24 protein-coding genes are annotated in these 26,076 nt (G+C 57.3%); 17 read left to right on the top strand and 7 right to left on the bottom strand.

Going from position 1 to position 26,076, the window contains the following annotated elements:
• Positions 1–56 precede the first annotated feature (56 nt).
• Both PbB2_RS08685 and PbB2_RS08680 read left to right on the top strand, forming a co-directional pair.
• Positions 57–533 carry a PaaI family thioesterase gene (locus PbB2_RS08685; protein WP_108984936.1) on the top strand — a complete coding sequence of 159 codons (477 nt, stop codon included), beginning with the start codon at positions 57–59 and terminating at the stop codon, positions 531–533.
• Positions 530–979: a PaaI family thioesterase gene (locus PbB2_RS08680; protein ID WP_108984935.1), complete on the top strand. Its 450-nt coding sequence runs from the start codon at positions 530–532 to the stop codon at positions 977–979. The genes PbB2_RS08685 and PbB2_RS08680 overlap by 4 nt, the downstream gene beginning before the upstream one ends.
• Positions 980–1,161: 182 nt before the next feature.
• Here the strand turns inward: PbB2_RS08680 and PbB2_RS08675 are convergent, their stop codons facing one another.
• From PbB2_RS08675 to PbB2_RS08660, 4 genes are all read right to left on the bottom strand, one after another.
• Positions 1,162–2,010 (bottom strand): ankyrin repeat domain-containing protein, encoded by an 849-nt coding sequence (locus tag PbB2_RS08675; protein ID WP_108984934.1) that lies wholly within the window; start codon positions 2,008–2,010, stop codon positions 1,162–1,164.
• A 454-nt stretch (positions 2,011–2,464) separates the two neighbouring features.
• Positions 2,465–3,781 (bottom strand): adenylosuccinate lyase, encoded by a 1,317-nt coding sequence (purB, locus tag PbB2_RS08670; RefSeq protein WP_108984933.1) that lies wholly within the window; start codon positions 3,779–3,781, stop codon positions 2,465–2,467.
• A 105-nt stretch (positions 3,782–3,886) separates the two neighbouring features.
• On the bottom strand, positions 3,887–5,305 hold the full coding sequence (locus tag PbB2_RS08665; RefSeq protein ID WP_108984932.1) for a spinster family MFS transporter: 1,419 nt from the start codon (positions 5,303–5,305) through the stop codon (positions 3,887–3,889).
• Positions 5,306–5,426: 121 nt separating this feature from the next.
• Positions 5,427–6,878, bottom strand: coding sequence for a spinster family MFS transporter (locus tag PbB2_RS08660; RefSeq protein WP_238164934.1), 1,452 nt, complete (start codon positions 6,876–6,878; stop codon positions 5,427–5,429).
• A 376-nt stretch (positions 6,879–7,254) separates the two neighbouring features.
• On the opposite strand from PbB2_RS08660, the gene PbB2_RS08655 reads away from it, so the two are divergent.
• Both PbB2_RS08655 and PbB2_RS08650 read left to right on the top strand, forming a co-directional pair.
• A complete protein-coding gene (locus tag PbB2_RS08655; RefSeq protein ID WP_305790459.1) occupies positions 7,255–9,063 on the top strand; it encodes an acetolactate synthase 3 large subunit in 1,809 nt (602 codons plus the stop codon).
• Between the two features lie 119 nt (positions 9,064–9,182).
• Positions 9,183–10,211: a hypothetical protein gene (locus tag PbB2_RS08650; RefSeq protein ID WP_238164933.1), complete on the top strand. Its 1,029-nt coding sequence runs from the start codon at positions 9,183–9,185 to the stop codon at positions 10,209–10,211.
• 387 nt (positions 10,212–10,598) lie between these two features.
• On the opposite strand, the gene PbB2_RS15880 is transcribed toward PbB2_RS08650, so the two are convergent.
• Positions 10,599–10,826, bottom strand: a complete 228-nt coding sequence (locus PbB2_RS15880) for a hypothetical protein (RefSeq protein ID WP_133245762.1) — start codon at positions 10,824–10,826, stop codon at positions 10,599–10,601.
• A gap of 84 nt (positions 10,827–10,910) precedes the next feature.
• On the opposite strand from PbB2_RS15880, the gene PbB2_RS08645 reads away from it, so the two are divergent.
• The 8 genes from PbB2_RS08645 to PbB2_RS08610 all read left to right on the top strand — a co-directional run bounded on the left by PbB2_RS08645 (position 10,911) and on the right by PbB2_RS08610 (position 16,671).
• Positions 10,911–11,183 carry an AbrB/MazE/SpoVT family DNA-binding domain-containing protein gene (locus PbB2_RS08645; RefSeq protein WP_192576254.1) on the top strand — a complete coding sequence of 91 codons (273 nt, stop codon included), beginning with the start codon at positions 10,911–10,913 and terminating at the stop codon, positions 11,181–11,183.
• Positions 11,180–11,572 carry a type II toxin-antitoxin system VapC family toxin gene (locus PbB2_RS08640; protein ID WP_108984929.1) on the top strand — a complete coding sequence of 131 codons (393 nt, stop codon included), beginning with the start codon at positions 11,180–11,182 and terminating at the stop codon, positions 11,570–11,572. Before PbB2_RS08645 ends, PbB2_RS08640 begins: the two co-directional genes overlap by 4 nt.
• The gene (ilvN, locus tag PbB2_RS08635; protein WP_108984928.1) at positions 11,569–12,111 is read left to right on the top strand and encodes an acetolactate synthase small subunit; all 543 of its coding nucleotides are present in this window, start codon (positions 11,569–11,571) and stop codon (positions 12,109–12,111) included. Before PbB2_RS08640 ends, ilvN begins: the two co-directional genes overlap by 4 nt.
• Positions 12,112–12,168: 57 nt before the next feature.
• The gene (locus PbB2_RS08630) at positions 12,169–12,828 is read left to right on the top strand and encodes a hypothetical protein (protein ID WP_108984927.1); all 660 of its coding nucleotides are present in this window, start codon (positions 12,169–12,171) and stop codon (positions 12,826–12,828) included.
• 111 nt (positions 12,829–12,939) lie between these two features.
• Positions 12,940–13,650 (top strand): nuclear transport factor 2 family protein, encoded by a 711-nt coding sequence (locus PbB2_RS08625; RefSeq protein WP_108984926.1) that lies wholly within the window; start codon positions 12,940–12,942, stop codon positions 13,648–13,650.
• 134 nt (positions 13,651–13,784) lie between these two features.
• Positions 13,785–14,804: a ketol-acid reductoisomerase gene (ilvC, locus tag PbB2_RS08620; RefSeq protein ID WP_108984925.1), complete on the top strand. Its 1,020-nt coding sequence runs from the start codon at positions 13,785–13,787 to the stop codon at positions 14,802–14,804.
• Between the two features lie 252 nt (positions 14,805–15,056).
• Positions 15,057–15,839 carry a DUF1330 domain-containing protein gene (locus PbB2_RS08615; protein WP_108984924.1) on the top strand — a complete coding sequence of 261 codons (783 nt, stop codon included), beginning with the start codon at positions 15,057–15,059 and terminating at the stop codon, positions 15,837–15,839.
• Positions 15,840–16,083: 244 nt separating this feature from the next.
• The gene (locus tag PbB2_RS08610) at positions 16,084–16,671 is read left to right on the top strand and encodes a cell wall hydrolase (protein ID WP_108984923.1); all 588 of its coding nucleotides are present in this window, start codon (positions 16,084–16,086) and stop codon (positions 16,669–16,671) included.
• A 138-nt stretch (positions 16,672–16,809) separates the two neighbouring features.
• Here PbB2_RS08610 and PbB2_RS08605 read toward each other — a convergent pair whose 3' ends face one another.
• Positions 16,810–17,616 (bottom strand): SDR family oxidoreductase, encoded by an 807-nt coding sequence (locus PbB2_RS08605; RefSeq protein ID WP_108984922.1) that lies wholly within the window; start codon positions 17,614–17,616, stop codon positions 16,810–16,812.
• A gap of 177 nt (positions 17,617–17,793) precedes the next feature.
• On the opposite strand from PbB2_RS08605, the gene PbB2_RS08600 reads away from it, so the two are divergent.
• The 4 genes from PbB2_RS08600 to PbB2_RS08585 all read left to right on the top strand — a co-directional run bounded on the left by PbB2_RS08600 (position 17,794) and on the right by PbB2_RS08585 (position 19,879).
• Entirely contained in the window at positions 17,794–18,075 is a 282-nt protein-coding gene (locus PbB2_RS08600) for a succinate dehydrogenase assembly factor 2 (protein WP_108984921.1), read from the top strand.
• Between the two features lie 57 nt (positions 18,076–18,132).
• Positions 18,133–18,789, top strand: a complete 657-nt coding sequence (gene trhA / locus PbB2_RS08595; protein WP_108984920.1) for a PAQR family membrane homeostasis protein TrhA — start codon at positions 18,133–18,135, stop codon at positions 18,787–18,789.
• 124 nt (positions 18,790–18,913) lie between these two features.
• Positions 18,914–19,366, top strand: a complete 453-nt coding sequence (locus PbB2_RS08590) for a hypothetical protein (RefSeq protein ID WP_238164932.1) — start codon at positions 18,914–18,916, stop codon at positions 19,364–19,366.
• Between the two features lie 135 nt (positions 19,367–19,501).
• Positions 19,502–19,879: a VOC family protein gene (locus tag PbB2_RS08585; protein ID WP_108984919.1), complete on the top strand. Its 378-nt coding sequence runs from the start codon at positions 19,502–19,504 to the stop codon at positions 19,877–19,879.
• A 7-nt stretch (positions 19,880–19,886) separates the two neighbouring features.
• On the opposite strand, the gene PbB2_RS08580 is transcribed toward PbB2_RS08585, so the two are convergent.
• Entirely contained in the window at positions 19,887–21,386 is a 1,500-nt protein-coding gene (locus PbB2_RS08580) for a methyl-accepting chemotaxis protein (RefSeq protein ID WP_108985157.1), read from the bottom strand.
• A gap of 227 nt (positions 21,387–21,613) precedes the next feature.
• Here PbB2_RS08580 and mfd point away from each other — a divergent pair, with 227 nt between their 5' ends.
• Entirely contained in the window at positions 21,614–25,081 is a 3,468-nt protein-coding gene (gene mfd / locus PbB2_RS08575) for a transcription-repair coupling factor (RefSeq protein WP_108985156.1), read from the top strand.
• The last annotated feature ends 995 nt before the right edge of the window (positions 25,082–26,076 follow it).

The raw sequence follows: 26,076 nt of genomic DNA, 5'->3' as shown, positions 1-26,076 counted from the left end.
GCGGCGGTCTGCACGCCCGCATTTTCAAGCCGTCAACATATGGCTAGACTTGTTTCATGAATGATGAAACGCCTTTGTGGCAGAAAATGGCGAGTGCGGGTGCCATGATGATCCAGGGCACGCCTCAGGCGCGCGCGCTGGGCATGCGGGTGGTGTCGATCACGGAAGCGCGCGCGGTGGTGGAAGTCGACTGGCGCGAGGATTTGGTCGGCGATCCTGAGACGGGGGTGATTGCCTCAGGTGTGGTCACCACGCTTCTGGACAATAGCTGTGGGGTGGCGGCTTTTGCGGCCTTGAGCGAGCCGACCTCAACCGCCACACTTGATCTGCGCATTGATTACATGCGGCCCGCGCGCAAAGGGGCAACGATCCGGGCTGACGCCCATTGCTATCGCATGACCAAGACGGTGGCCTTTGTGCGCGCCTTTGCATTCGACAGTGCGGATGAAACCGATCCGGTGGCCGCGGCGCAAGCTGCCTTCATGATGGGGACATCCTCGCGCATGGGCAAGAACCGGAGACCACCGGCATGAGCGAGACGTCTGCACCGCCAACCCGCGTTGATCTGGCTGAGCTGAGTGCCATGTTCGAGGCCGTGCCCTATGCCAAATTCCTGGGTGTCCGTCTGGAGCTCAAGGGCGACGAATTGACCGCCATTCTGCCCTATAAGGATGAGTTGATCGGCAATCCGATGCTGCCGGCCTTGCATGGTGGGGTGGTTGGGGCCTTGATGGAATTGACGGCTGTTGCCCAAATCTTCCTCGCACAAGGTGGAAAGAAAGTCCCGAAGGTTATTGATATTTCTATCGATTACTTGCGCTCTGGTCGACCGGTCGACACCTATGCGCGCGCCCATGTCACCAAGCTGGGTCGTCGGATCGCCAATGTGCGGGTTGAGGCGTGGCAATTTGACCGCGCCGATCCGATTGCGGCGTTGCACGGCCATTTTCTGATCAAGAGCGATGAGGGTGCGGTCTAACATCCGCAGTGGTGCGCGGCTCATTGACCCAAAGACGCGCACACGATTATCCAAGCTGGTGGGATAAGTGCCAATTCACTTCACTGGAATTTAGTCACTCGACAGTTCAATCATGCCAAGGTAGCGAATTCTACGTATACTTCCGGGCAATTCTATCTTTGTCACATGAGGCATCAAGGTCCCTATGGCTTTATTGGGATCTGATCCTCAAAGCTGTAATCATTGTGAATCCCGGCACCAACCCGCTGATTTTTCTCATCGATATCGCGCTTGACCTTCTCAATATCAACGCCGCGCTCTTTCAACATTTTGGCAGCAACGGCCAGATATTTGTACTCAGGATGTTGCCTTAAAGGTTCGGGATACTCTTCCGTCACCATATTCATCGAATTACCATAAATCGTCTTCGCAAGGCCTTCCAAGTCATGACTATAGCCTCTTTCCAGCAATTGGACTGCCTTGCTCGGGTGCCCGACTGCCGCTGCGTATTCCGCCATGCCAATGCTCCCCTTCATTATCGGAGCATTTACATCTACGCCCGTGTTGAGCAGAAGCTCAAAGTTATCCCACTTGCCGGTGTATTGCCCTACCGAGAAGGCTTCCGACAGCGCAGTATCACCATCTCCGCGGGTTAAATTCGGATTGCCGCCGTATTGAAGCATTAACTTAAGAAAGACGGGGTCGGTGTAAGATGCTGCGGCATATGTGCTAGGGATACCGTCTGTGCCGGTTTGGTTTGGGTTACCGCCTGCCTTGAGCAAAGCCTCCAAGGCCGCAGGCTGCTCGCACTTCAAGGCATAAAACAGGGGCACAAAATCATTTTGCCCCTTGGCATTCACATCGACCCCTTCTGCAATCAATGCGGCAATTCTTGGCGTATCGCCTCCGCACGCTGCTTTAGCCATTTGAGCGACCTTGGGGTCGCTAAAGACTTCACCAATCGTCATCCCACCCAGCTTGGGGTCTTTGAGGCTCAATCCTGCCGCAGCAGCCACAACCAAAAATGTTGCAGCAAGTCCCACTTTAAGCATGTTCCGCCTCCAGCTTGCTGAATTTCGCATGAGTCTTCTTTGTGTTCACCGCAATTGATTTGGGCCATTGGGACCAATTCATTCTTGTAAAGGCACGTATAAGGGGCTCTTGGCCTGGGTGTCTGTTCCATCACGATGCGCCGCACCGCAAACCCCATTCCACCTCTGGAACCTATTCTCGTCAAGCACACCCCAAAACGCCATCAGCGTCGCAGAGATTGAGCAGCTGGACCGGCAAAAGGGCGCACCGTGCGCTCCCCAAAAAGCCAATCGATAATCTTGTCCCGCACATGTCGGCGCGGCCCATCTTAAGCTGGAACCCGTGTACGATCTTGGGCAAAACCTTGGGCAAAGGCCGCACAAGACAAAGCTGGCTCTTGCGCCGCGTGAGGACATTTGTGGGGCTTTTGAAGACTCCCGCCTGCCAGATGGACCTTGATCAGGCCAGCCCGCCCTAGCCGAATACCCGCGCAAAGATGGTGTCGACTTGGGCGAAATGGTGGCTATCGTCAAACAGGGTGCGGATGTGGTCCGGGCTTAAGAGGGTGCTGACTTGGCTGTCGGCCAGAAGCCGGTCGAGCAGGGCGGTGGCAGGTCGCGGGCTGGGAAGTGACCACACCGCCATTGCATTGGCCTGCACCATCTTATAGGCGTCTTCGCGGCTGGCCCCGGCTTGGGTGAGGGCCAGAAGGACGCGCTGGGAATTGTGCAACCCGCCCAGAAGGTCGAGATTGGCCTTCATGCGTTCTGGATAAATCAGCAGCTTTTCAACCACCCCGGCCAGACGGTGCAGCGCAAAGTCGAGGTGGATGGTGGCGTCAGGGCCAATGCCGCGCTCAACGCTGGAATGGGAAATGTCCCGCTCGTGCCACAGGGCGACATTTTCCAGCGCCGGGATGGCAGCAGAGCGGACCAAGCGGGCCAGACCGGTCAGATTTTCGGTCAAGACCGGATTGCGCTTGTGCGGCATGGCTGAGGAGCCCTTTTGCCCCGGCGAGAAATACTCCTCCGCCTCCAGCACTTCGGTGCGCTGCATGTGGCGGATTTCGGTGGCCAAACGCTCAATCGAGGAGGCCACCACCGCAAGCGCGCAGAAGAAAGCGGCATGACGGTCGCGCGGGATGACTTGGGTTGATACCGGTTCCACGCTCAGGCCCATTTTGGCCGCAACATGGGCTTCCACGCGCGGGTCGATTTGAGCAAAAGTCCCCACAGCGCCGGAGATGGCACAGGTTGCGATTTCGGCTTTGGCCGCCACCAGTCGGGCACGTGCGCGCTGAAACTCAGCATGAAAGCCTGCCAGGCTGACGCCGAAAGTCGTGGGTTCGGCATGAATGCCGTGGCTGCGGCCGATACGAACACTGTGCTTATGCTCATGAGCCCGGGTGGCAAGGGCGGCCAAGACACGGTCAACACCCGCAATCAGCAGGTCACTGGCCCGGCTTAACTGCACTGCAAGACAGGTATCCAGCACATCTGAACTGGTCATGCCTTGGTGGACGAACCGGGCTTCTGGGCCGACGATCTCTGCCAGATGGGTCAAAAAGGCGATGACATCATGCCTGGTCTCAGCTTCGATGGCATCAATCCGGGCGACGTCAAACACCGCATCCCCGGCCTTGTCCCAAATGGTGCGGGCAGCCTCAGCCGGTATGACCCCCAATTCGGCCAGCGCATCGGCGGCATGGGCCTCAATCTCAAACCAGATCCGGAAGCGGGTCTGGGCGTCCCAAATCGCCATCATTTCAGGGCGGGCATAACGGGGGATCATCTTTGGAATCCATCTGCAGCAAAAAGGCCGCCGAGTGCGTTCGGCGGCCCTGTTTTGAGGCTGTTGGCTTGAAGGTCAAGCGGCGTTTGCCGCGCAAAGGCCTTTTCAGGCTGCGGCTGTCTCTTTGGCGGTCGCTTCAAGGTCCTGTTTGATCGTGGCGCGTGCCAAGAGGAAGAAACCAATCACCAAAAGCCCCACAGCGGTTGAAACCGTCAAAGACCAGCGAATGCCCTCGGCTTGGGAGGCCTTGCACAGGCTATCTCCGGCGGTTGCCGCTCCCTTGGCGCAAAAGCTGGCAAACTCACTGCCTGCGGGTGCCAAGGTGGCAAAATGCTGGGCGGCAAACAGGTCTGACATGAAGCCAACTGCCGTTGGCCCGGCACCCAGTCCCACCATATTGACCACAAACAGCATCAGCGCCACCGCTGTGGCCCGGCTTTGCGGGCGCACCAAACCTTGGACTGCGGCATAGACCGGCCCGTACCAGACTGCATTCAAAAGGGTTGGAATGGACAAAAGAATGATGCAGGCAAGCGTGCCTTCCACAAACATGCCCGCCCAGAAGAAGGGGGCCCCGGCAATGAAGGCCAAAAGCGGCACAGTCATGTAGGCGCGGGTGTCATTTTTGGCGGCGCGGTCTGCTGCAATCCCGCCCAGCATGGTGCCCGCGACGCCTGCCACAAAAGTCATGATCGCCATGGCATAGCCAATCTGATCGAGCGCCATGCCATGCACGCGGGCAAGGAAGATCGGCAGGAAGGAGGCGTGGCCATAACCCAAGAAGGAAATCATGGTCGCAGCCCCGACCGCATACCAATAGGATTTGCGGCTGGTCAGTTCTTTTGCGGTCTGGCTTAAGCTGGGGGCAGAAGCGGCAGTCCCCACCTGCACAAGGCCAAGCTTGCGTGGTTCTTTCAGCGTGTAAAAGGCGATCAGGCCGATGATCACGCCGGGAATGCCCACGGCGAAAAAGGCTGTCCGCCAGCCATAATGGTGGGCAATGAAAGCCCCCACGACATAGCCCAGGGCGGTTCCAACCGGCACGCCCAAGGAATAAAAGGCAATGGCTGAAGCGCGCTTTTCTGCCGGCACATAATCTGAGATCAACGAGTGGGCAGGGGGCGTACAACCCGCTTCACCAACCCCCACCCCAATCCGGGCCAGCAGCAATTGCGTGAAATTTTGTGCCAGTCCGCACAAAGCGGTAAATCCGCTCCACACGATAACGGCCGTTGAAATGATCAGCGGTCGGTTACCACGCTCTGCCAAGCGCGCGATGGGGATACCCAGCACGGTGTAGAAAAAGGCAAAGGCAATCCCAATCAGCATGCCCAATTGACCATCAGAGATGCCCAACTCTTGCTTGATGGGTCCAGCCAGAATCGAGACGATCTGGCGGTCGACAAAGTTGAGCGTGTAAATGATCAACAAAACCCACAGCGCATAACGCACATATTGTGGGCTCAAGGCGGCTGGCTGGGTCTCGTTCAAAGATCCAACTGTTGCGTCTGACGGTTTGTCCATCTGGTCGTTCCCCTTCCGGGCAAGTCTGTCGCCTGCCTCAATTGTCGGTCCACCTTCGGGCCGACGCGGAAAAAAGCAATGGCATGGCCGGATTTATTTGCATGGCCAAGCCCTTGGCTGATCAAGTTGTCGAGAGCAGTGGTTTGCGCAATGCCCGTCCGCCAAGCCAGAACATCAGTGCACTGATCAGACCCAAATGGCAGGCCACAATCAGGCTCCAGCGCAAGCCTTCTTGCCGGGCCACCACACAGGCCGCATCCGCCGTGGTGGCCGCCGCTTTGCCGCAGGCTTGGGCAAATTGGCTGATGCCAAGGCCAGAGCCGTCAAACATCATGTTGCGCAAAGTGTCAGACAAAATGCCCGCAAAAATGGGCCCAAGACCCAAGCCTACCAGATTGACGACAAATAAGGTTATGGCCGCAGCCATGGCGCGCTGGCTGGGGGGCACCACGCGCTGGACGGTGGCAAAAGCGGGGCCATACCACAAGGAATTGAGCACACCGGGAATCCAGATCAAAACCAACGCGGCCTGCCAGCTGCTGGCCAAATAGCCTGGTGTGAAACTGACGCTGGCAATCGCCATGCCGATCGCAGGCACAAACAGGAAGGCACCAGGATCCTTGGCCCCAAACTTATCGGCAAAATAACCGCCCAACCACGTGCCGATCAGGCCGCCAACGCCAGAGGAAATCCCCAACCAGACACCCACTTCACCGGGGCTCATGCCATGCAAGCGCTGGAAAAAGGCGGGGGTGAAGGCCCCTTGGCCATAGCTTACAAAGGCTGCCGCCGCCGCACCCAACGTCACAAAAACATAGGCGGGCGAGCCCAGCAACGTCTTGAGTGTTGACCACGCACTGGCATGCCCCCCGGCGGGGGCAACAGGAAAGCCCAAGGTTCGGCGGGGTTCCTTTAAGGTGAACCAGGCAATCAAGGCCAGACCCACGCCGGGCAACCCTGCGACCAGAAAAGCGGTGCGCCACCCCCAGATGTCGGCAATGACCCCGCCCAAAACCGCGCCCATCAGGCTGCCAACCGGAACACCCAATCCGTAAAAGGCAATCGCGCGCGCCCGGCGGTCGGCAGGAACATAATCAGAAATCAGCGAATGGGCGGCAGGCGTACAGCCGGCTTCCCCGACGCCGACCCCGATCCGGCCCAGCAACATTTGCACAAAATTAGTCGCCAGCCCGCACAAAGCGGTAAAGCCACTCCACACCGCCAAAGAGATGGAAATAATCTTCACCCGGTCGCCCCGGTCAGCCAATCGGGCAATCGGAATGCCAAGGATGGTATAAAAGAGCGCAAATGCCAGACCCGTCATAATCCCGATCTGCCAATCATCCAGCATCAGCTCTGTGCGGATTTCCTCGGCCAGAATGGACACAATGCTGCGGTCTAAAAAATTGAGGATATAAATGATGAGCAGCATCCACAGCGCATATCGGACATAGGACGAAGACAGCCCATGGCTGGTCTGTGTGTCGCTGGAGGCAGGGTTCGCGCTGTCCGGAGCGGGCGTTGCTCCGGAATTGATGACATCCGACATGGTTTCCCCCAAAATTTTACGCATGCCTGATTGTTTCAGGCCTTTGACATTGACCTCAGCTTATCCAAACTTCGCCACTTGCAAACCATGGAAATGGTGGGAACACAGTTTTGTGCGCACAAGCCTGCTTCTGGGCAAATATTCTGCGTATTCCGTTGTTTTGTGGAAATCTATTCCAAGAAAAACCACTTGACCTTGCGTGCACGCACGTTTATGCCTTTGGCTAACGTTTTGAGGAAACGCAATCATGCGCAACGTCGCACTTGTCATCGTAAGTCCGCCGCGAACTGGTGAGGGATAGGCCCCTCATTGGAACGCGGCGGTGCAACACAAGGGGCTCAACTGGCCCCTTTTTTCATGTCCGAAAAGCCGCCATAAGCATCAAGCCGGAACCCCCGCCATGTATGATACTGAAACTGAGAGCCAAACCATGACCTCCGCGACTGCCCAAACCGCACCGATTGAACTGACCGGGGCAGAAATTCTGGTGCGCGCCATGCAAGAGCAGGGTGTGGAAACGATTTTCGGCTATCCTGGCGGCGCGGTTCTGCCGATTTATGATGCGCTTTATCAGCAAGAGCAGATCCAGCATGTGCTGGTGCGCCATGAGCAAGGTGCCGGCCATGCCGCAGAAGGCTATGCCCGGTCGACGGGCAAGTGCGGGGTGGTGCTGGTAACCTCCGGGCCGGGTGCCACCAATGCGGTGACGGCTTTGGTCGATGCTTTGATGGATTCGATTCCTTTGGTGTGCATCACCGGGCAAGTGCCCTCGCATTTGATCGGCTCAGATGCATTTCAAGAATGCGATACCACCGGGATCACACGGTCTGCCACCAAGCACAATTATCTGGTCAAGGACGTCAATGACTTAGAGCGGATCGTGCATGAGGCTTTTCAAGTCGCCACCACAGGCCGGCCTGGCCCTGTGCTGATCGACATTCCCAAGGATGTCCAGTTCAAAAAGGCGCTCTATCGCGGCAAGCCCAATGATTTGTCGCCCAATTATCGCCCGCCGACCAATCCAGACCTGATCGCGATTGAAAAAGCGGTGGAATTGATGGCCTCAGCCAAAAAGCCAATCTTTTACACCGGCGGCGGGGTGATCAATTCCGGGCCAGAAGCCTCCCGCCTATTGCGCCAATTGGCGGCGGCAACGGGCTTCCCGGTCACCTCAACCTTAATGGGCTTGGGCAGCTTTCCAGCCAGCGACCCCCAATGGCTGGGGATGCTGGGCATGCACGGGGCCTATGAGGCCAATATGGCCATGCATGATTGTGATGTCATGATTTGTCTCGGCGCGCGCTTTGACGACCGCGTAACCGGGCGACTGGATGCTTTCTCGCCGGGGTCGAAGAAAATCCATATCGATATTGATCCCTCCAGCATCAATAAGAATGTGCGGGTGGATATTGGCATTGTCGCCGATGCAGGCAAAGCAATTGCCGCCCTTTTGGCCCAGTGGCAGGCGCGCGTTGGCAAGCCAGCTCAGATTGCCGATTGGAATGCTCAGATTGACCGCTGGCGGGCACGCAAAGGCTTTGCCTATCGCCAAAGCGGCGAGGTGATCAAACCCCAATATGCGGTTGAGCGGCTCTATGAACTGACCCGAAACCGCAAGACCTTCATTACCACCGAAGTGGGCCAGCATCAGATGTGGGCCGCCCAATTCTATCGCTTTGAAGAGCCCAATCGCTGGATGACCTCAGGCGGGCTTGGCACCATGGGCTATGGTCTGCCTGCCGCGATTGGCGTGCAGATGGCCCATCCTGATGGGCTGGTGATTGATATTGCCGGGGAAGCCAGCATCCAAATGTGCATTCAGGAAATGAGCTGTGCGGTCCAATATGGCCTTCCAGTCAAGATTTTCGTGCTTAATAATGAATGGATGGGCATGGTGCGCCAATGGCAGCAATTGCTGCATGGAGAGCGCTATTCCCAAAGCTATTCCCATTCCTTGCCCGATTTTGTGAAGCTGGCAGAAGCCTATGGGGCCAAAGGTATACGCTGTGAGGATCCAGCCCAGCTTGATGCCGCGATCCAGGACATGATCGACTATGATGGCCCGGTGATCTTTGATTGCCGCGTCACCAAGGATGAAAATTGCTTCCCCATGATCCCATCGGGCGCGGCGCATAATGAAATGCTGCTCGGCGATGATGGCCAAGACCTCGGCACCGCCATTGATGAGAAGGGGCGGCAGTTGGTTTAGGGGGGTAGCCGGCGGCCTGGCTCGAGGGTGAGAGCAAAGGCAATCAGCCACTAGAGATTTTCATTCTTAAGTGTCAAAATATCAAGATGCAACCGAGTCCAAAATCTCCATCAGCATCAATGCCCGGCTTTTTGCCGCTGGAAATTGCGAATCTCAAAGCACAGTGCCCAAATTGTAGTTCTTTGGTAGCCCCGGACCTTTGGACCGAGCGGCAATTTGAGTTTGGTCCAATTCATGAGATTCAGGACCCTAAAGCAGGTGCTTGGCATCGTTTGAGTGTGGGCGCAGTCTGCCAATGTGGTACAACTGTTCAAATCCCAACAAATTACAAGAAACTGGACTGGCGCATTAATTTTTTCGGAGATGAATCAGGCCGCCAGATGGGAGACCTTGAATACATCGGCTACTCATTGATTGGCATGCGAGATGCAGGTGTTGAGAAATTCAGAAAAAATCTAATTGAACTCAAGTTAAAGCATGTCCCGGGCAGTAATCCGGAGGTCTGGAAAATCCACACAAAGGATATCTTGAACGGACGAACCCGGATGGTCCACGGAATTTACAAACAAATATCGGACGTAGCCGCTTTCTTCAATGATTGCGCTGATCTGCTGTCATCAATGGATGACGAGTGCATTAAAGTTCACGCGATGGGAGTCATTAGGCCCGAGTTCAACAAGAAGGAAAGGCGAAAATCTCTAAATTTTGCTCTGAAAACGATACATAGCGCCGCGATTTCCTATGCTATATACAGTAGCACCCACATCGGACTTAAACCCAAGTTCGTGTTAGATTCTATTGCGCCTTTCAAAGGTGATGATCACTTCGAAGAATGGGCGCAGGGAACATATCTGAATTCAAAGAGGTATTTGGTCCACGAGTATCTATCCCATTGTAATGATATTGAATGTCCGAAATTTGTGCCACCAGGAAGTCACGCCTGCTTAGAAATAGCGGATTTCCACGCGTACATGACGGCGCGGTCGATTTTCAAGAGGGTAAAAAATGAGCAGCCAGAACTGCCCATGGGGCGACTGGGCCGCTGCAATTACATGATTTTAGATGGTCCAGATGGACCTGACCATTACCGAGGACATGACGTTCCAGACAAGTGGATCAATGCGTTGCGCAGAAGAGTGCGTGGTTAGGCTTCAGACCGTATTGGGCCTCTGCAACAAGTTGAGTTGATGAGAATGGCGGTCCATTTCTAGTTAGCCACAAATTGCTGCAAATATAGACTTCGATAAGAAATTAGCCTCTGACGCGCTTTGGTGCAGACCCTGCTGCACGCAAAGCGCGGGACGCGTGTGAAATCGTCCTCTTCCGGCCGTCAAGGCACGCTTCGCTCTCTGGCCTTGACCGCCGCAATCGGACTCAGACACCCGGCGATGTGGCCACCAGTTCAAGCGGGTCAAGGGTAGAAGCGAAGCGTCCCTTGACGCGATTGAACTGGTAAAAGAGAATTGAAACAAGGTTTTGTGTGACCAAAATGGTCACCAAAACCGATCCCAAACGAACCGGCTCGACTTCAGAATCTAACGCCCCACAATCTCATGGCGCGCCGCTTGGGCCATAAAAGTGCATCGGGTGAGTTTGCGGACAGACGCAGCGGTGTCGATGGCGGCGAGGATGCCGGACTCGAGTGAGGTGTTGCTGTGGGTGGAACATGTGCCAATTCCAACTTTGCCCGATGTGAGTCGCCTGCCTCCTGAGCCAACGTCGCGTTGAACTTTGCGGGCGAGCATGGTCGTCCATTTCGCCATTTTCTGGGCCAGGCTTGGAGCAGATTCAGCTGGACCTTCGCTCCGTCTTACTTTAATCTTACCCAGCACAGTGCGGAGGCCATGATGGCTATGACCACATTCTCGACCAAGGGGCAGGTCGTCATCCCGAAGGCCTTGCGCCAAGCTAAAGGCTTTGAGGCTGGCGCGCAGGTTGAAGTGGTAGACCACCCAGACGGGGTGTTGCTGAAACTTGTGCCGGCGCAGAAAAAGCAGCCGATCTCGGCGCTGATCGGTCTCTTGCATCCACGCTACCGGGGTCCCGTCGTGACGATTGAGGAGATGAATCAGGCTGTGGAGGAGTCGGCGGCGGATCGATTTTCGCGCGCAAATCCATGATCAGTGTCGATACCAATATCCTCGTTCGGGCGATTGTCTTGGATGATCGCAGCCAAGCCGAGCGCGCCACACGCGTGTTGACAGAGAATATTTGCTTTGTGGCGCGCAGCGTCGTGCAGGAATTGGTTTGGGTCTTGACCAAGGCCTATCGTTTCGGGTCCGCCGACATCTGTTTGGTTTTGGAGGCGCTCACCCAGTCTGAGCAGCTCGTGATAGAAGACGAGCCTTTGATATGTCGGGCGCTCGATTGGTACAAAAAAGGCATTGATTTTGCCGATGCGATCCATCTCGCCGCAGCGCAGACTTGTGAGCGCCTTGCTACTTTTGACCAAGCCTTTATCAAGGCTACCCAAGCTCTTCAAACCCCCATTCCGGTAACACACCCATGACCCAGCCCGGTTCTGCCTATTTTATTCCTGAAGGCGAAAGCCCCATCATCCGCACCACTTTGGCGGTCATCGTCACCAACGAACCGGGCGTACTGGCCCGCGTGGTCGGGCTGTTTTCTGCGCGCGGCTATAATATCGAAAGCCTGACGGTGGCCGAGACCGACCATGAGGCCCATACCTCGCGCATCACCATCGTCACCTCCGGCACACCTGGCGTCTTGACCCAGATCCGCGCGCAATTGGGCCGTCTGGTCCCGGTCAAAAGGGTGATCGACTTTTATGGCGATGGCGATGCCGTGTCGCGTGAACTCGCCCTGATTAAAGTCAAAGGGACAGGCGATGTGCGGGTGGAAGCCATGCGCTTGGCCGATGCTTTCAAGTGCCGCATCATGGATGCCGGCCTGGATCACTTCACGTTCGAATTGACAGGCTCTTCGAAAAAGCTGGATGATTTCATTGATCTGATGCGCCCTCTGGGACTGGTAGAGGTTTCACGCACCGGGGTTGCCACCATTCGCCGCGGCACTGAGACGATTTAGGCGGACCGCAGTTAGACTGGCCATGATTTGGCCCAAAGTTCGCGATTGGATAGACTGATGACGGCAAAGATACGATTGCTCATGATGGTTGGGGTTGCCGCTGTGCTCGGCCTTGGCCTGGTTCTGGTCGGTCAAGCCAAGCCTACCGAAAAGGGCTTGTTCTTAGGCGTGGATGGCGATCCGCGCATGCGTCTGTGCGATGGCCCGGCCAATGGGGAACTTGCCGACCCCGCCGTGCTGCGCACCATGGGGATTGACGCACCTTTTGCCAAACCAGCCGGAGACAGCGCCGCCTATCGCGTCTCGGTCTTGCGCCCTGCCGGGCAGGAGAGCGTGTCCATCACGTTCCGCACCGTGCGTGAGGTCCCCGGCCGCTATGATATTGTGCGCTGGGACGGCCAAAAGCTGAGCCGGGCAAGCGGCACCTTGGATACAACAGATGCCGCCACTTTGGTCTATGCCATTGAGGATGCAAAAATCTGGGGCGAGTTGAAAAAGACAATTGAAACCTTGGCCCGCGCGGGCGATGCCACAGCCGTCATAGAGGTGCGCGCGCCCAAGCATGACCGCTGTGTGACCACGCGCTATGATGATGAGCGGGTGCGGCCACTTTTGGCCGTTTTTGAAAAAAAGATTGGCCAACTACCCGGCAGCCTGCCGTTGACGGGCCTTGTCGCACCTGAAGCCGGCTTCCGAGCCCCGCCAGCGGGTCGATAGGGTCCCTTTGCAAGTCGTGGACGTAATTCAATTGGATAAATAAGTCCTAAATCAGATAGTTAAGTGCGCGATTTGGTTCTATGTGAGCCAAGCGCGCGCGAGGAGAAAGCGATGAGGCGACCGATCCTGCGTTTGGTTTTGACCCGTGTTTTGACCCGTGTTTTGACCAGTGCTTTAGCCAGTGTGGCGCTGGCAGCGGGCACGACCAGCCCCGCCTTTGCACAAGCTGTTGGGGCTGGGCTGCCCAAGGCAGACTGGCAGGTGCCTGACGGGGCAAAAGCGGTGGACCAGTCGACGCAGACTGAACCTTTGCGACCTTTGCAAGAAGGTCCCCTACCGCCTCCATCAGAGCAGCCCCGCGCCATGGATGAGAGCCAAGAATTGCTCGTTCTTGATCGGGCTTTCGCAGATGCGTTGATGCGCGACGGGCCTTTGAAGGCCTATGAGGCGGTGCTGTCAGCAGAAGGCATGTTACACGATGCATCAGGCTCATCCCCGCCAGGAGCAGCCGGAGCTCAAGCCCGGTTTGCGACTTTCCCTGCCGATGTGACGCTGGAGCGCACGCCTGAAAGTGCGATGGCGTCTGGGGGGGCGGGCTCATCCTGGGGGCGATACGTCATCCGACGGGGTGATACGGCCTTGAGCTTGGGCCGCTATGTTACCGTTTGGCGGCGTGAGCCGACTGGCTGGCGCATGGTGACAGAGCTTGCCGCTGGCCGCGCCAGTACGCCGCCTGCACCTGCAACCGGGCCTTTGCCACGCAAACCGCCCAGCATCGCCCCAAAGTCAAACCCGGCCGAGCCAGCGGTTCCATCGAACTGAGCTGGCGCTGAAATCTTGTTTGATCAAGCTGAGCCCTTTGATTGACCTGAGCGCAAAAAACCGCTCTTAACCGCGGGCGAATTCACCCTGTCCTGCATGATTGTGCTGCGACAAAACCCATCTGGAGAGAAAAAATGCGCGTGTTCTATGACGCTGACTGCGACCTTGGCCTGATCAAGGACAAGATTGTTGCAGTTGTAGGCTATGGCAGCCAGGGCCACGCCCATGCGTTGAACATGAAGGATTCTGGCGTGAAAAACGTCTGGGTTGCTTTGAAGGCAGGCTCTGCCTCCGCAGCCAAGGCCGAGGCCGCCGGTTTGAAGGTCGTCACCGTTGCCGAAGCCGCCCAGAAGGCGGACGCCCTGATGATCGTCACGCCAGATGAAATCCAGCCTGAACTCTATGCCACCGAGATCGCCCCCTATATCAAGCCAGGCCAGACCTTGATGTTTGCCCATGGGTTTTCGGTGCATTTCGGCCTGATCCAGCCGCCCAAGGGCGTGGACGTGGTGATGGTGGCGCCTAAAGGCCCCGGCCACACAGTGCGCAGTGAGTATCAGAAGGGTGGCGGCGTGCCATGCCTTGTGGCGGTGCAGCATAATGAAAGCGGCAAAGCCCTTGATTTTGCTTTGGCCTATGCCTCGGCTGTCGGTGGTGGTCGTTCGGGCATTATCGAAACCAATTTCCGCGAGGAATGCGAGACCGATTTGTTTGGCGAACAGGCCGTTTTGTGCGGTGGTTTGGTCGAATTGATCCGTGCCGGCTTCGAAACCTTGGTTGAGGCCGGTTATGCGCCTGAAATGGCCTATTTTGAGTGCTTGCACGAAGTGAAGCTGATCGTAGACCTGATCTATGAAGGCGGCATCGCCAATATGAATTATTCGATCTCCAACACGGCCGAATATGGTGAATATGTCACCGGGCCACGCATCATTACGGCTGAAACCAAGGCTGAAATGAAGCGCGTGCTGGAGCATATCCAAAATGGCGGCTTCGCCCGCGACTGGATGCTGGAAAACAAGGCTGGCGCGCCCTTCTTCAAAGCGACCCGCCGTCTGGGTGATGAGCATCAGATCGAAGCCGTCGGTGCCCGCCTGCGTGCCATGATGCCCTGGATCGGCAAGAATAAAATGGTTGATAAAGCGCGCAATTAGGTCTGACTTGCTGATCCAAAATTTTTAAAGAACACGCCGGTCGCGCCTGCGCGACCGGTGGGATCGACAAGAATAAAATGGTTGATAAGGTTCTTGATGAGGGCCGATGCGCTGGACCGCGGCGCAAAAGAACCGCGTCTGGCAGTTTAAGGCTTGGCACAGCTTGCGGGTGCATAGCCAGCACTTCCAAAGTCGGCAAAAATCCCTAGTCTCCAATCCCGTAACCGCACAGGCGCTTGGTGGAGGTTGGGGATGGTGAACCGCACGAAAACAGGTCTCTCGGCAATCCTGCGGATCGGGGTCATGACGTGCAGCATGGCCCTAATGGCATTGATGCCGACCCATAGTTTGGCCCAGACCGCCAGCCCGGCCAATCCTGGTTATCTTGTCGTAATTGGCAAGACCACCGATCGGGTGAAGATCGCCGATTATGCGGCCAGCCTGCCGCCAATTTATGCCAGTCTGGACGGTCGTTATCTGGCTGTGGGCGGACCAGGCCGAGGGGTGAGCTGGTTGGAGGGCCCTTGGACGGACCGTTCCCTCATCTTCGCAGCCTTTCCCTCACGCGCTGGGGTTGATGCCTTTTGGTGGGGCGAGGCCTATCGCGCCGTTGTCCGTAAGCGTGACAATGCCGGTGTGTTTAGTGTGGTCGCGGTCGAAGGCCGCGGTCCCGTCAGTTTCGACGGGGCAGGGGGCGGCTATCTGATCGTGATGACGGGCCCGCTGACCAAGCCAGATGCGGCCTATCAGGCCGCCTCAGCACAGGCAGCCCAAGCCCTGAAGCAGGGGGTGGAACAATCAGGCGGTCGCCTGTTGACCGGCATTGAGGCGGGGGCGCTCACGCCGCTCGAAGGTGATAGTTTCTTCGACCGTTTGATTGTCGCTGCTTGGCCCAGCCAAGCTGCCCGCGACGCCTATGTCGTAAGTCCCGCGGGGGTCGAGGCAAGCCGCCTGCGGGCTGCGACCGGCCTGTCAATCGTGGCTGCAGCCAATGCCATTGCGGTGGCAGCGCCCAGCCAAACACCGCGTCCATGAGGCAAATTTTAGCCAGAGCGCCGCATCAAAACAAAACGAATCTTGGCACCAGACCCGTGCCGCAACCGACGAAATAGCCCGAAAATCGGCCCCTGCATGCCCCCTATGCGGAATTGCATGTCGGTGGTAACCCCCTCAAACACTTGGAATAAACAAGGCGGTTACATCTGAATCTCGCGTTTTGATTGTGTGCGACTGCGTTGTTGCGTTTGCGAATGGTGCTGTCGGGGGTAAAAGCCCCGCCATGAAGTCGGGACAAACCGGCCTCTTCAGGACCCTCGCGCGTGATGCTGCGACCGTCCTGGGGACTGTGTGTTTGATCGTATGCCTCAGCACGATCGCTCACGCAGAACCTGTGGTGGACAATGCCCAGGTTGATGCCGACACAACCACGACCCAATCCCAGGGTATACCGCAATCGCAACGTAGCATGGCCGAGCTCGACCGTGCGCGTCAGGTGCGGTGTCTGGCTGAGGCAGTCTATTATGAAGCGAAGGGTGAGCCCCGTCGTGGCCAGGAAGCTGTTGCTGAAGTGGTTGCGACTCGGGTGGCTTCAGGGAAGTATCCCAAAAGCTTTTGCGGTGTGGTCTATCAGCGCACGGGCAATCAATGCCAATTCTCGTGGGTTTGCCGGGCGCGTCGTGCACCCAGTGGCCTGCAATGGCAGCGTGCCAATGAGATCGCAGAACGCGTTGTTGATGGTTGGCGTCCCGGTGTTGCACCCGGTGCCACGCATTTTCATGCAACTTTTGTTGAACCCAGCTGGTCGCGCGTCTATCGCCGGGTGACCAGTATTGGCGGGCACGTTTTTTACCGTCCCGCTGTTCGCTAACCCGGCGCCTGCCACCAGACGCTGTTGTCGCGTGAGCCCATCCAATGTTGAAAAGCCCCTGCCGGAATAGGCGGGGGCTTTTTGACGCAAGGGGCAGGATTTACAAACTGCCTTCCCAGCATCTGGCCTGTTCGGCCCTTAATTCGGGTCGATGAGCACACTCTTGCGCATTTGCTTGGCAAGGAACTTTGGCAGGAAGCGGCTCATGAAATGGGCGCGCTCTGCGGCCTTGCCAACTTTGACGATAACATCATCGCCATGGACCGCGTCCCATGTGCGTGCTGCTGCCATCTCCACCGGATAAATCTCGATGCCCTTCATTGCGGGGCGTTCGCGCGAATTGGACCCCTGTGTTTCCACCATGTCGAGGATGGGGGTGTCGACAAACCATGGACACAGCGCAATCACCCGGATGTTCTTGCGCGAGAACTCCACATCCAATGCCTCACTTAAACCGCGGACCGCAAATTTGGTGGCGGTATAGACCGCCAGCTTGGGCGCACCAATCAGACCAGCGGTGGAGGATGTGTTGATGATGCGTGCACCAGGTGTGGTCTCCAACAAGGGCAGGGCGGCATAGACCCCATTCATCACGCCCTTGAGGTTCACATCCACCACAAGATCGGCACTGTCTTGATCGATGTCTTCATACCAGCCGTGCTTGCCAATCCCGGCATTGTTGAATAGCACATGCATCCGCCCGCCCGTGGCATCACCAAATTGGCTGACTGCATTGCTCCAGCCATGGCGATCCCGGACGTCGAAAGTGCCCGTACAGAATGAATCAACCGGCATATGGGCTGCGGTCTCCGCAAGGCCCGCTGCATTCACATCATAGAGGCCGCAATACCAGCCACGTTGGGCAAAATGCAGTGCGGTTGCCCGACCAATGCCCGAGCCCGCGCCGGTGATGAAGATGGTTTTTCGTCCGCGCGATTCACTCATAATCACGTCCTGTCTGGTCCTGCCCACAAGGTCTTCGCCGACTTTGTGCTCAAGCCGGTCGTGCCGACCGATACTCCGGTCGGATCGTCGACCACCCAACGACACATCCTGACTGTGGTCAAGAGTCCCCTCCTGCCACAGGCGCGCTATATGAGCACCTGCGACAGGAGTTTTGGCATGCAGGACCGTGAAACCAGGATCAAGCAATTGCGCTATCGTGCATGGCGGCGGGGCTTTCGCGAGCATGACTTTCTGATGGGCACGTTTGCCGATCAGCATTTGGCAACTGCCTCTGAGGCAGATTTGGGGGCTTTTGAAGCCTTGCTCGACCAGGCAGACTGGGACGTCTATTATTGGATCGTTGGGCAAGTCCCAGTTCCTGACCGTTTCCAAAGCCCGGTGATGGACCGCCTGCAGGCCCTCAGCTTCACGGTTGAAACCATTCGTCAGACAAGTTGAGCGCGCCCCCTCGCGAAATGGGCTGACGAGACGGTCTGTCTGGGTTAGACTGATCTTATGGTATCTTTACAAGATCATTATCCGACTTTGTGGGCCCGGCGGGCCGATCTGATCGTTCATTTGACTGGCTTGACTTTGGCGCTGTTTGGCGGCGGTCTGGCGCTGGGGCTGGCGGTCAATCACGCCATGTTGGGCAAGGTCGCGGCTGTGTCCATCTATGCGTTGGGCCTGATTGCCATGCTGGCTTTTTCCTTGGCCTATAATTTTGCCAAGCCATCTTGGCAGCCGTTTCTGCGCCGTCTCGATCATGCCGGCATTTTTTTGATGATCGCGGCGAGCTATACGCCCTTCACCACGCAGGCGTTAAGCGGCACGTGGGCAATCGGCATGACCAGTGCTGTGTGGGTGTTGGCCGGTCTCGGCATGGCTGGAAAGATGTTTTTGCCGGGGCTGGGCAAAGCCATCTGGGTATTTCTTTACCTGGCTTTGGGATGGATGGTGGTCATTGCGATCAAGCCGATGGTCAGTGAAGTTCCGGCTGTTGCGCTGTGGCTTCTTGCCGCCGGAGGTGTCGTTTATTCGGTGGGAACCCTGTTTTACGCGGCCAAAGGCTTGAAGTTCCGTCGCGCAATTTGGCACGGCCATGTCGTGGCTGCGGCCGGTTTGCACTATGCCGCAATCTTGGTCGGTGTTGTTCTGGTCGGGACGCCTTAAGCAGGACCTTTGCCTGCTACTAATCAGAAACATTTTTGATCACGCCTTGCATCCAATCCTCACGCGCCTGTTACTGGTGCTGCTCACCAAGAGCTAAGTCACCAAAAGGATTGGAGAAAACAGGATGAATAAGCTTGCGCGTCTGGCTGCGGGGGCAGCTTTAGCGTTGACATTGGTGTTTGGGGCAAGTGTCCCCGCAATGGCGCAGGAGTCGAGCTATAAGCCCGGTTCGGTCTATGAAATCTCCTACATCAAAGTGCTGCCCGGCCAATTTGAGAATTATATGGACTATCTGTCTGGGAATTGGAAAAAGCGGCAGGAGTTTGCCAAGAAAGAGGGTGTGGTTCTCAGTTACAAGGTCCTGAGCGTCAATAATGCCCGCAATGGCGAGCCTGACCTCGTGTTGATGATTGAGTATAAGGATTACGGCAGCATTGCGGAGCGTGAAGCTTTTGGCAAAAAGCTTGACGCCTACATGGCTCAGACCGCCCGCGCTGCTGAGGAAGCCTCCGCGTCGCGTCAAAAGATGCGCGAATTGATGGGGTCGATGGAGTTGCAGGAACTCGTCCTCAAATAGGCAGACCATCTGCTCACAATATGTGAATGGGGCTGTGGACGGTCGCCGTCCACAGCCCCTTTTTGCCCGATCTGCCTGCTTGACGCGGCTGACCATGGGTCGCACAAGCGTGACCCACAACAGGGAGACAACACCATGGCAAAAATCGGTTATCTGTGCGTCGGTACCAACGACTTTGACAAAGCAACCGCCTTTTATACCGCGCTTTTGGGCGAAATCGGCGGCAAGCCATTGATGCCGACTTCACAAGGTCTGATCTATCGACTGCCGGAGGGGGCCATGCTGATGGTTACCAAACCCCATGATGGACAGCCTGCCACCATTGGCAATGGCAATATGATCGCAATTCAGTTGGATGGCCGCGAACAGGTCAGCGCGCTCTACAACAAAGCCTTGGAATTGGGTGGCACATGCGAAGGCAAACCCGGCCCACGCGGGGCCTTCGGCGATTTTGCCTATTTCCGTGATCTCGATGGCAATAAGCTGGCGGTCTATTTTTCCGAGCGCTTATAAGATTTGATCAGGATGCCAGGCCGATTGAGGCCTGGCGGACCTGTTCGGTGGCCTGTCTGATCTGATCGGTTGAGTCGGCAATATCAGCCATCCGGCTCGAGATGGCCTGCACGCTCTGCGACGCGACAGCCATATTGGATGACATGGCGTCGGTGAGGGCAGATTGCTCTTCGACCGCGGCGGCAATCGCTGCAGAGACTTCATTGATCGAGCCGATGACTTGGGTGATCGCGGCAATGGCGTGCACCGCGTCGCCCGTTGAGCTTTGCACGGAGGCAACTTGGCTTGCGATATCGCCTGTTGCCTTGGAGGTCTGGTCCGCCAGGGTTTTTACTTCCGACGCCACGACAGCAAAGCCCTTGCCCGCTGGGCCCGCCCGCGCAGCTTCAATGGTGGCATTCAAGGCCAGCAGATTGGTCTGGGAGGCAATCTTGCTGATCAGCTCGATCACATCACCAATGCGCTGGGCAGCCTGTGATAGACCAGTGACGACCTCACTGGTCCGCTCTGCCTGCGCGACAGCCTGATTGGAAACATCGCGGGCCACATGGACTTGCGTGCCGATTTCATGCACCGATTGGGCAAGCTGGCTTGCGCCATCTGCAACCGCCTGCACATTGACCGAGGTCTGCTCAGACGACACCGAGGCTTGATGGGCCACATGGGCGGCGGTGTTGACGGCGTGACTGATGCGCGAGAGGTCTTGATCAATCTGGGCGTGGACGTGGGAACGCTGACGTTGCTTTTCGACATGACTGGTGATGTCGGTGGCAAATTTCACCACTTTAAACGGCCTTCCACCGATATCGCGGATGGCATTATAGCTGGCCTGAATCCAGATTTCCCGGCCGCCCTTTCCAAGGCGGCGGAATTGGTCACTGCGATATTCACCGTGACGGAGCGCATCCCAAAAGGCGCGATAAGCCTCGGTCTGGGCGTCTTCCGGCGGCATAAAGATCGCATGGTGTTTGCCGATGATTTCGCTTAAATCATAACCAACCGTGCGCAGAAAATTGTCATTGGCCGTGATGATGGACCCGTCTAGCGCAAATTCGATCACGGCCTGAGATTGGTGGATGGCTGCGATTTGGCTTTCAAAATTGGCCGCACGCAATTTTTCATCACTGACATCGGTGGCGAATTTGACGACCTTGCTTGGCTTGCCGCGCCGATCCAGCAGCGGGCAATAATCGGCCCGAATCCAGATTGGACCACCATCCTTGCGCACGCGCTTATATTCTGCCCGCTGCACGTTCCCAGCCTGCAACTGAAGCCAGAAATTGCGATAGGCTTCTGTGCCGCTTTCATCGGGGTCCACAAACATGCGGTGATGGCGGCCTTGGACCTCATCGAGTCGATAGCCCATCGCGCGAAGAAAATTCTCATTGGCTGTCAGGATAGTGCCATCGAGTGCAAATTCGATAATTGCTTGGGCTTTGTCGATGGCGGCGAGCTTAGCACGGTCGTCAGAGGTTTGTGTGCCGGGGGTAGGAGTCAGCCATGCCATGATTTCCGCACAATCCTCCGAAATCATTCTTCGATGCATCAAAATGAATAGGCTGGTCGCGTAAAGAGGGCGTAAAAACTTCAATCGAATTGACATCAAAATGTGTCAATCTGAGTTTCGTTTGCTGCCACGGCCCGACATGGATCTGATTGCAGCAAGCTGGCCTCGCCAAGCCTGCAGGCCACAGCTATATCGCCACACGCAATCTGCACGAGATTCCTTTCCCCATGCCCCAAACCCTCCTTGACACCCTGGCTCATGCCGCAGGCAATCTGCGCGTCACCCAAGCTGTGGCAGGCTATGATGCGAGCCTGATTGGACGGGCGGCCAAGGCGCGTGGCGGGGTAAGCCTGCATGTGGCGCGCGATGATGCTCAAGCGTCCAGCTTTGTGGCGGCTCTGGCGTTTTTTGCCCCAGACCTGCGCGTGGTGCGTTTGCCGGCCTGGGATTGTCTGCCCTATGACCGGGTGGGGCCCGCCCCGGAGATCAGCGCGACGCGGCTGTCGACGCTGACCCATTTGATAAGGCGCAAGCCGGATGACCCACCCCTTTTGGTGATCACCACCGGGGCCGCCCTGATGCAGCGCGTCCCCCCGCGTGAGCGTCTGGCCGCGGCTTCCTTTGCCGCCAAGCCGGGCCAGATCCTCGATATGGCGATTATTCAGGCTTATTTTGCCGCCAATGGCTATGCCCGCACCGCGATTGTGCGTGAACGGGGTGATTTTGCCATTCGTGGCGGGGTGATCGACTTGTTCCCGCCAGAATTGCCTGAACCTGTCCGCCTCGATCTGTTCGGCGATACATTGGAAAGCATTCGCAGCTTTGACCCGGAAACCCAGCGTTCGACCCATCAGTTAAACCAAGTGGTGTTGGCCCCGGTCTCAGAAGCCATCCTTGATGAAGCCGCAGCCAGCCGGTTTCGCTTGGGCTATCTGGAGCTGTTCGGCGCAGCCCAGGGCGATCCCTTGTATGAAGCGGTGACCAAACGGGTGCGCCGCAATGGGATGGAGCATTGGCTGCCCTTGTTCCATGACCGTATGGAGACTGTGTTCGACTATGTCGGGCAGGGGGCTTTGATCAGTCTTGATCCCCATGCGCTTGATGCTGCGGCTGAACGGGCCGCCCAAGTGGCAGATTATTATGAAGCGCGCCGCGTGCCGCCGCCAAAAGGCTCAAGCCCCTACCACCCGCTGCCGCCCGAGCGGCTTTACACAAGCCTGGCCGAAATTGAGACCGAACTTGCCCGCCATGATGTGCGCCGCCTCAGCGCTTTTGACGAAGCCCAAGGCGGCCAGCTTCTGGTCGAGACCGGTGCGAAAGCGGGGCGCAGCTTTGCCGCAGAACGGGCCAGCGAAGGCGTCAATGTGTGGGACGCGGCCCGCCAGCACGTAGAGGCTCTGGCCGCACAAGGCATCAAACCCATCTTGGCGGCGTGGACCGATGGGTCAGCCGAGCGATTGGGCCATGTGCTGCAAGAGCATGGCATGGCCAATCTCTATGCTGTGCCCAATGCACAGGCCATCGCCCTGATCCCGCCCGGCATGATCGGTCTGGCTGTTCTGCCGCTCGAGCGCGGTTTTGTGGCAGAAGATTATGCCATCCTGAGTGAGCAAGACATTCTGGGTGAACGTTTGGGCCGGGCCCGCAAACGGCGCAAGGCAGCCAGCGTAATCTTGGAAGCAGGCAGTCTGTCGGCTGGCGATTTGGTGGTTCATATTGATCACGGCATTGGTCGCTATGAGGGTCTGCGCACTTTGGATGTTCAGGGTGCACCTCATGATTGCCTTGAGCTGATTTATGCCGGTGGCGACAAGCTGTTCCTGCCGGTGGAAAACATCGAACTGGTCTCCCGCTATGGCTCAGAAGACGCCACCGCTCTGCTTGATAAGCTGGGCGGGGTGGCGTGGCAGGGCCGCAAGGCCAAGGCCAAGCAGCGCCTCAAGGATATGGCCGAAGCGCTCATCAAAATTGCCGCAGCGCGTGCCGCCAAAGTCTCAGAGCCCATTCTGGCAGGCTCAGGCGATTATGATGAATTCTGCGCCCGCTTCCCATGGGATGAGACCGATGATCAATTGTCGGCCATTGAGGATGTCTTCAATGATCTGGCCGCGGGCCATCCAATGGACCGGCTGATCTGTGGCGATGTTGGTTTTGGCAAAACCGAAGTCGCCCTGCGGGCAGCCTTTGTCGTGGCGATGAGCGGTCGACAAGTCGCGGTGGTTTGTCCCACCACTTTATTGGCGCGCCAGCACTTTAAGACCTTCTCCGAACGCTTCCGTGGCTGGCCGATCCGGGTGCGCCAGCTCAGCCGCATGGTCAGCGCGAAGGAATTGGCCGATACCAAGCGCGACTTGGCCGATGGCAAGGTTGATATTGTGGTCGGCACACATGCCGTCTTTGCCAAAGACCTGTCGATCCGCGATCTGGGCCTCGTCATTGTGGATGAAGAACAGCATTTCGGGGTCAAGCACAAAGAGCGCCTCAAGGAATTGCGCACCGATACGCATGTGTTGACCCTCTCGGCCACGCCGATCCCGCGCACCTTACAATTGTCTTTGGCCGGCATCCGGGAAATGTCGATCATTGCCACCCCGCCTGTGGATCGCTTGGCGGTGCGCACCTATGTCACGCCGTGGGACCCGATCACCATTCGCGAGGCTTTGCTGCGGGAGAAATATCGCGGTGGACAGGCCTTCTTCGTCGCCCCGCGGGTTGAGCATCTTGAAGAGATTGAACGCTTCATGCGCGAGATGGTGCCCGAAATGACCTATGCTGTCGCCCATGGTCAGATGAGCCCGACCCAGATGGAGCCGATTGTGACGGGCTTCTATGAGGGCGTGCAGGATGTGCTGATTTCAACCACGATTGTGGAAAGCGGGCTGGATATTCCCCGGGCCAATACGCTGATTACCTGGCGGGCTGACATGTTTGGTCTGGCCCAATTGTACCAATTGCGGGGCCGGGTTGGCCGCTCCAAGACCCGCGCCTATGCCTATCTGACAGTCCCAGCCGAAAAGCCGGTGACTTTGGGGGCTGAGAAGCGGCTCAAAATCCTGCAATCACTCGACTCGCTCGGGGCCGGTTTCCAATTGGCCAGCCATGACCTCGACATGCGCGGCGGCGGCAACCTGTTGGGCGAAGAACAATCGGGCAATATTCGCGAAGTCGGTGTCGAGCTTTATCAGCAGATGCTGGAAGAAGCAGTCGCGAGCCTGCAGGATGGCGGCGAGGTGGTGTCGCAACGCTCGTGGTCACCGGCGATCAATCTGGGTGTGGCGGTGCTGATCCCGGAAGATTATGTGCCCGACCTCAATGTGCGTTTGTCGCTCTATCGGCGTTTGAGCGAGCTTGAGAGCGATGCAGACCGGGATTCTTATGCCGCCGAACTGGCAGACCGCTTTGGCCCCTTGCCAGAGGAAGCCCGCCAACTCATCGAGATTGCCGGTGTTAAGGCCCTATGTCGCAAAGCCCATATTGCCAAGCTGGACGCCGGTCCCAAAGGTGCGGTGCTGACCTTCCGGACCGAAGCCGCACCCGACCCGATGAAACTGGTCGCCGCCGTGCAAAAACAACCCGCTTTGTTCCGCCTGCGTCCAGACGGCAAAATGGTGGTCAATGGTGATTGGACTACACCTGAACAACGCCTGAAAGGGGCCCGGCGCGCGGCGGCATTTCTGGCAACCGAAATGGGCTGAGGGCCAACCCCACCAATGCTCTCCTAACCGCGTCTCATCCCTGCCGTCCGGGGAGACAGCACTTTGTTGATTTCCACCTAGAACCGCTTTGGTGAAACCTGCGTTTCACCAAAGCGGAAGTGCGAGTTTGAGCGCGACATCTGGGTCGTCAAGTGTCGGTTTTCTTCGAAAACCGATCGCGCCGCGACGCAGCAAAGCTGCGCACTTGACCACCCAGGTGTCGCAAGAACAATTGAAATTGCGGTTTGGTGACCAGAATGGGCACCAAAGCGCTTCCAAGTTCTTTCGATGTCATCCCCGCCGAAGCGCAGCGAAGAGCGGGGACCTCCTTACGCTTTTGCTGCGCAACGAGATCCCGGATCGGCTAACGCCGTCCGGGATGACACCACATTTCATTGGCTGACTTAACTAAACGATGTCATCCCCGCCGGAGCGATAGCGCAGAGCGGGGACCCCCTCGCGCACGTGCGCCGCAAGGTCCCGGATCGGCTGCGCCGTCCGGGATGACACCCACTTATAAATGCAACCAACTCTAAACAATGTCATCCCCGCCGGAGCGCAGCGAAGAGCGGGGATCCCCTCGCGCATGTGCGGCACAAGGTCCCGGATCAGCTATCGCCGTCCGGGATGACACCACATTTCATTGGCTGACTTAACTAAACGATGTCATCCCCGCCGAAGCGCAGCGAAGAGCGGGGACCTCCTCGCGCACGTGCGTCACAAGGTCCCGGATCGGCTTCGCCGTCCGGGATGACACCCATTTATAAATGCAACCAACTCTAAACGATGTCATCCCCGCCGAAGCGAAGCGAAGAGCGGGGACCTGCTCGCGCATGTGCACCACAAGGTCCCGGATCGGCTATCGCCGTCCGGGATTGTCTGTTTGTGATGTGTCAGTATGGTTGGGCTGGTTAGGCAATTTGGTGGGTGGCCGCCCACCAAATTGCCGACGTTGGTACGACCGTGCCGGGATCGGGTTTGAGGCCCGTTGTCAT

The sequence above is a fragment of the Candidatus Phycosocius bacilliformis genome (genome assembly GCF_003112735.1).
GTDB lineage: Bacteria > Pseudomonadota > Alphaproteobacteria > Caulobacterales > Aquidulcibacteraceae > Aquidulcibacter > Aquidulcibacter bacilliformis.
The sequence above is the reverse complement of the archived record's forward strand: the minus strand, read 5'-3'. Positions and strand labels throughout refer to the sequence as shown.

Excerpts from the sequence above, each read along its gene's own strand:
- PbB2_RS08680 (WP_108984935.1), top strand. The coding sequence starts at position 530 with ATGAGCGAGACGTCTGCACCGCCAACCCGCGTTGATCTGGCTGAGCTG.
- PbB2_RS08660 (WP_238164934.1), bottom strand. The coding sequence starts at position 6,878 with ATGCGTAAAATTTTGGGGGAAACCATGTCGGATGTCATCAATTCCGGA.
- PbB2_RS08630 (WP_108984927.1), top strand. The coding sequence starts at position 12,169 with ATGACGGCAAAGATACGATTGCTCATGATGGTTGGGGTTGCCGCTGTG.
- PbB2_RS08685 (WP_108984936.1), top strand. The coding sequence starts at position 57 with ATGAATGATGAAACGCCTTTGTGGCAGAAAATGGCGAGTGCGGGTGCC.
- PbB2_RS08610 (WP_108984923.1), top strand. The coding sequence starts at position 16,084 with ATGAAGTCGGGACAAACCGGCCTCTTCAGGACCCTCGCGCGTGATGCT.
- PbB2_RS08590 (WP_238164932.1), top strand. The coding sequence starts at position 18,914 with ATGAATAAGCTTGCGCGTCTGGCTGCGGGGGCAGCTTTAGCGTTGACA.
- ilvC (WP_108984925.1), top strand. The coding sequence starts at position 13,785 with ATGCGCGTGTTCTATGACGCTGACTGCGACCTTGGCCTGATCAAGGAC.
- PbB2_RS08600 (WP_108984921.1), top strand. The coding sequence starts at position 17,794 with ATGCAGGACCGTGAAACCAGGATCAAGCAATTGCGCTATCGTGCATGG.
- PbB2_RS15880 (WP_133245762.1), bottom strand. The coding sequence starts at position 10,826 with ATGGCGAAATGGACGACCATGCTCGCCCGCAAAGTTCAACGCGACGTT.
- PbB2_RS08580 (WP_108985157.1), bottom strand. The coding sequence starts at position 21,386 with ATGGCATGGCTGACTCCTACCCCCGGCACACAAACCTCTGACGACCGT.
- PbB2_RS08585 (WP_108984919.1), top strand. The coding sequence starts at position 19,502 with ATGGCAAAAATCGGTTATCTGTGCGTCGGTACCAACGACTTTGACAAA.
- PbB2_RS08605 (WP_108984922.1), bottom strand. The coding sequence starts at position 17,616 with ATGAGTGAATCGCGCGGACGAAAAACCATCTTCATCACCGGCGCGGGC.
- PbB2_RS08675 (WP_108984934.1), bottom strand. The coding sequence starts at position 2,010 with ATGCTTAAAGTGGGACTTGCTGCAACATTTTTGGTTGTGGCTGCTGCG.
- mfd (WP_108985156.1), top strand. The coding sequence starts at position 21,614 with ATGCCCCAAACCCTCCTTGACACCCTGGCTCATGCCGCAGGCAATCTG.
- PbB2_RS08640 (WP_108984929.1), top strand. The coding sequence starts at position 11,180 with ATGATCAGTGTCGATACCAATATCCTCGTTCGGGCGATTGTCTTGGAT.
- PbB2_RS08655 (WP_305790459.1), top strand. The coding sequence starts at position 7,255 with ATGTATGATACTGAAACTGAGAGCCAAACCATGACCTCCGCGACTGCC.
- PbB2_RS08625 (WP_108984926.1), top strand. The coding sequence starts at position 12,940 with ATGAGGCGACCGATCCTGCGTTTGGTTTTGACCCGTGTTTTGACCCGT.
- ilvN (WP_108984928.1), top strand. The coding sequence starts at position 11,569 with ATGACCCAGCCCGGTTCTGCCTATTTTATTCCTGAAGGCGAAAGCCCC.
- purB (WP_108984933.1), bottom strand. The coding sequence starts at position 3,781 with ATGATCCCCCGTTATGCCCGCCCTGAAATGATGGCGATTTGGGACGCC.
- PbB2_RS08645 (WP_192576254.1), top strand. The coding sequence starts at position 10,911 with ATGGCTATGACCACATTCTCGACCAAGGGGCAGGTCGTCATCCCGAAG.
- trhA (WP_108984920.1), top strand. The coding sequence starts at position 18,133 with ATGGTATCTTTACAAGATCATTATCCGACTTTGTGGGCCCGGCGGGCC.
- PbB2_RS08615 (WP_108984924.1), top strand. The coding sequence starts at position 15,057 with ATGGTGAACCGCACGAAAACAGGTCTCTCGGCAATCCTGCGGATCGGG.
- PbB2_RS08665 (WP_108984932.1), bottom strand. The coding sequence starts at position 5,305 with ATGGACAAACCGTCAGACGCAACAGTTGGATCTTTGAACGAGACCCAG.
- PbB2_RS08650 (WP_238164933.1), top strand. The coding sequence starts at position 9,183 with ATGCCCGGCTTTTTGCCGCTGGAAATTGCGAATCTCAAAGCACAGTGC.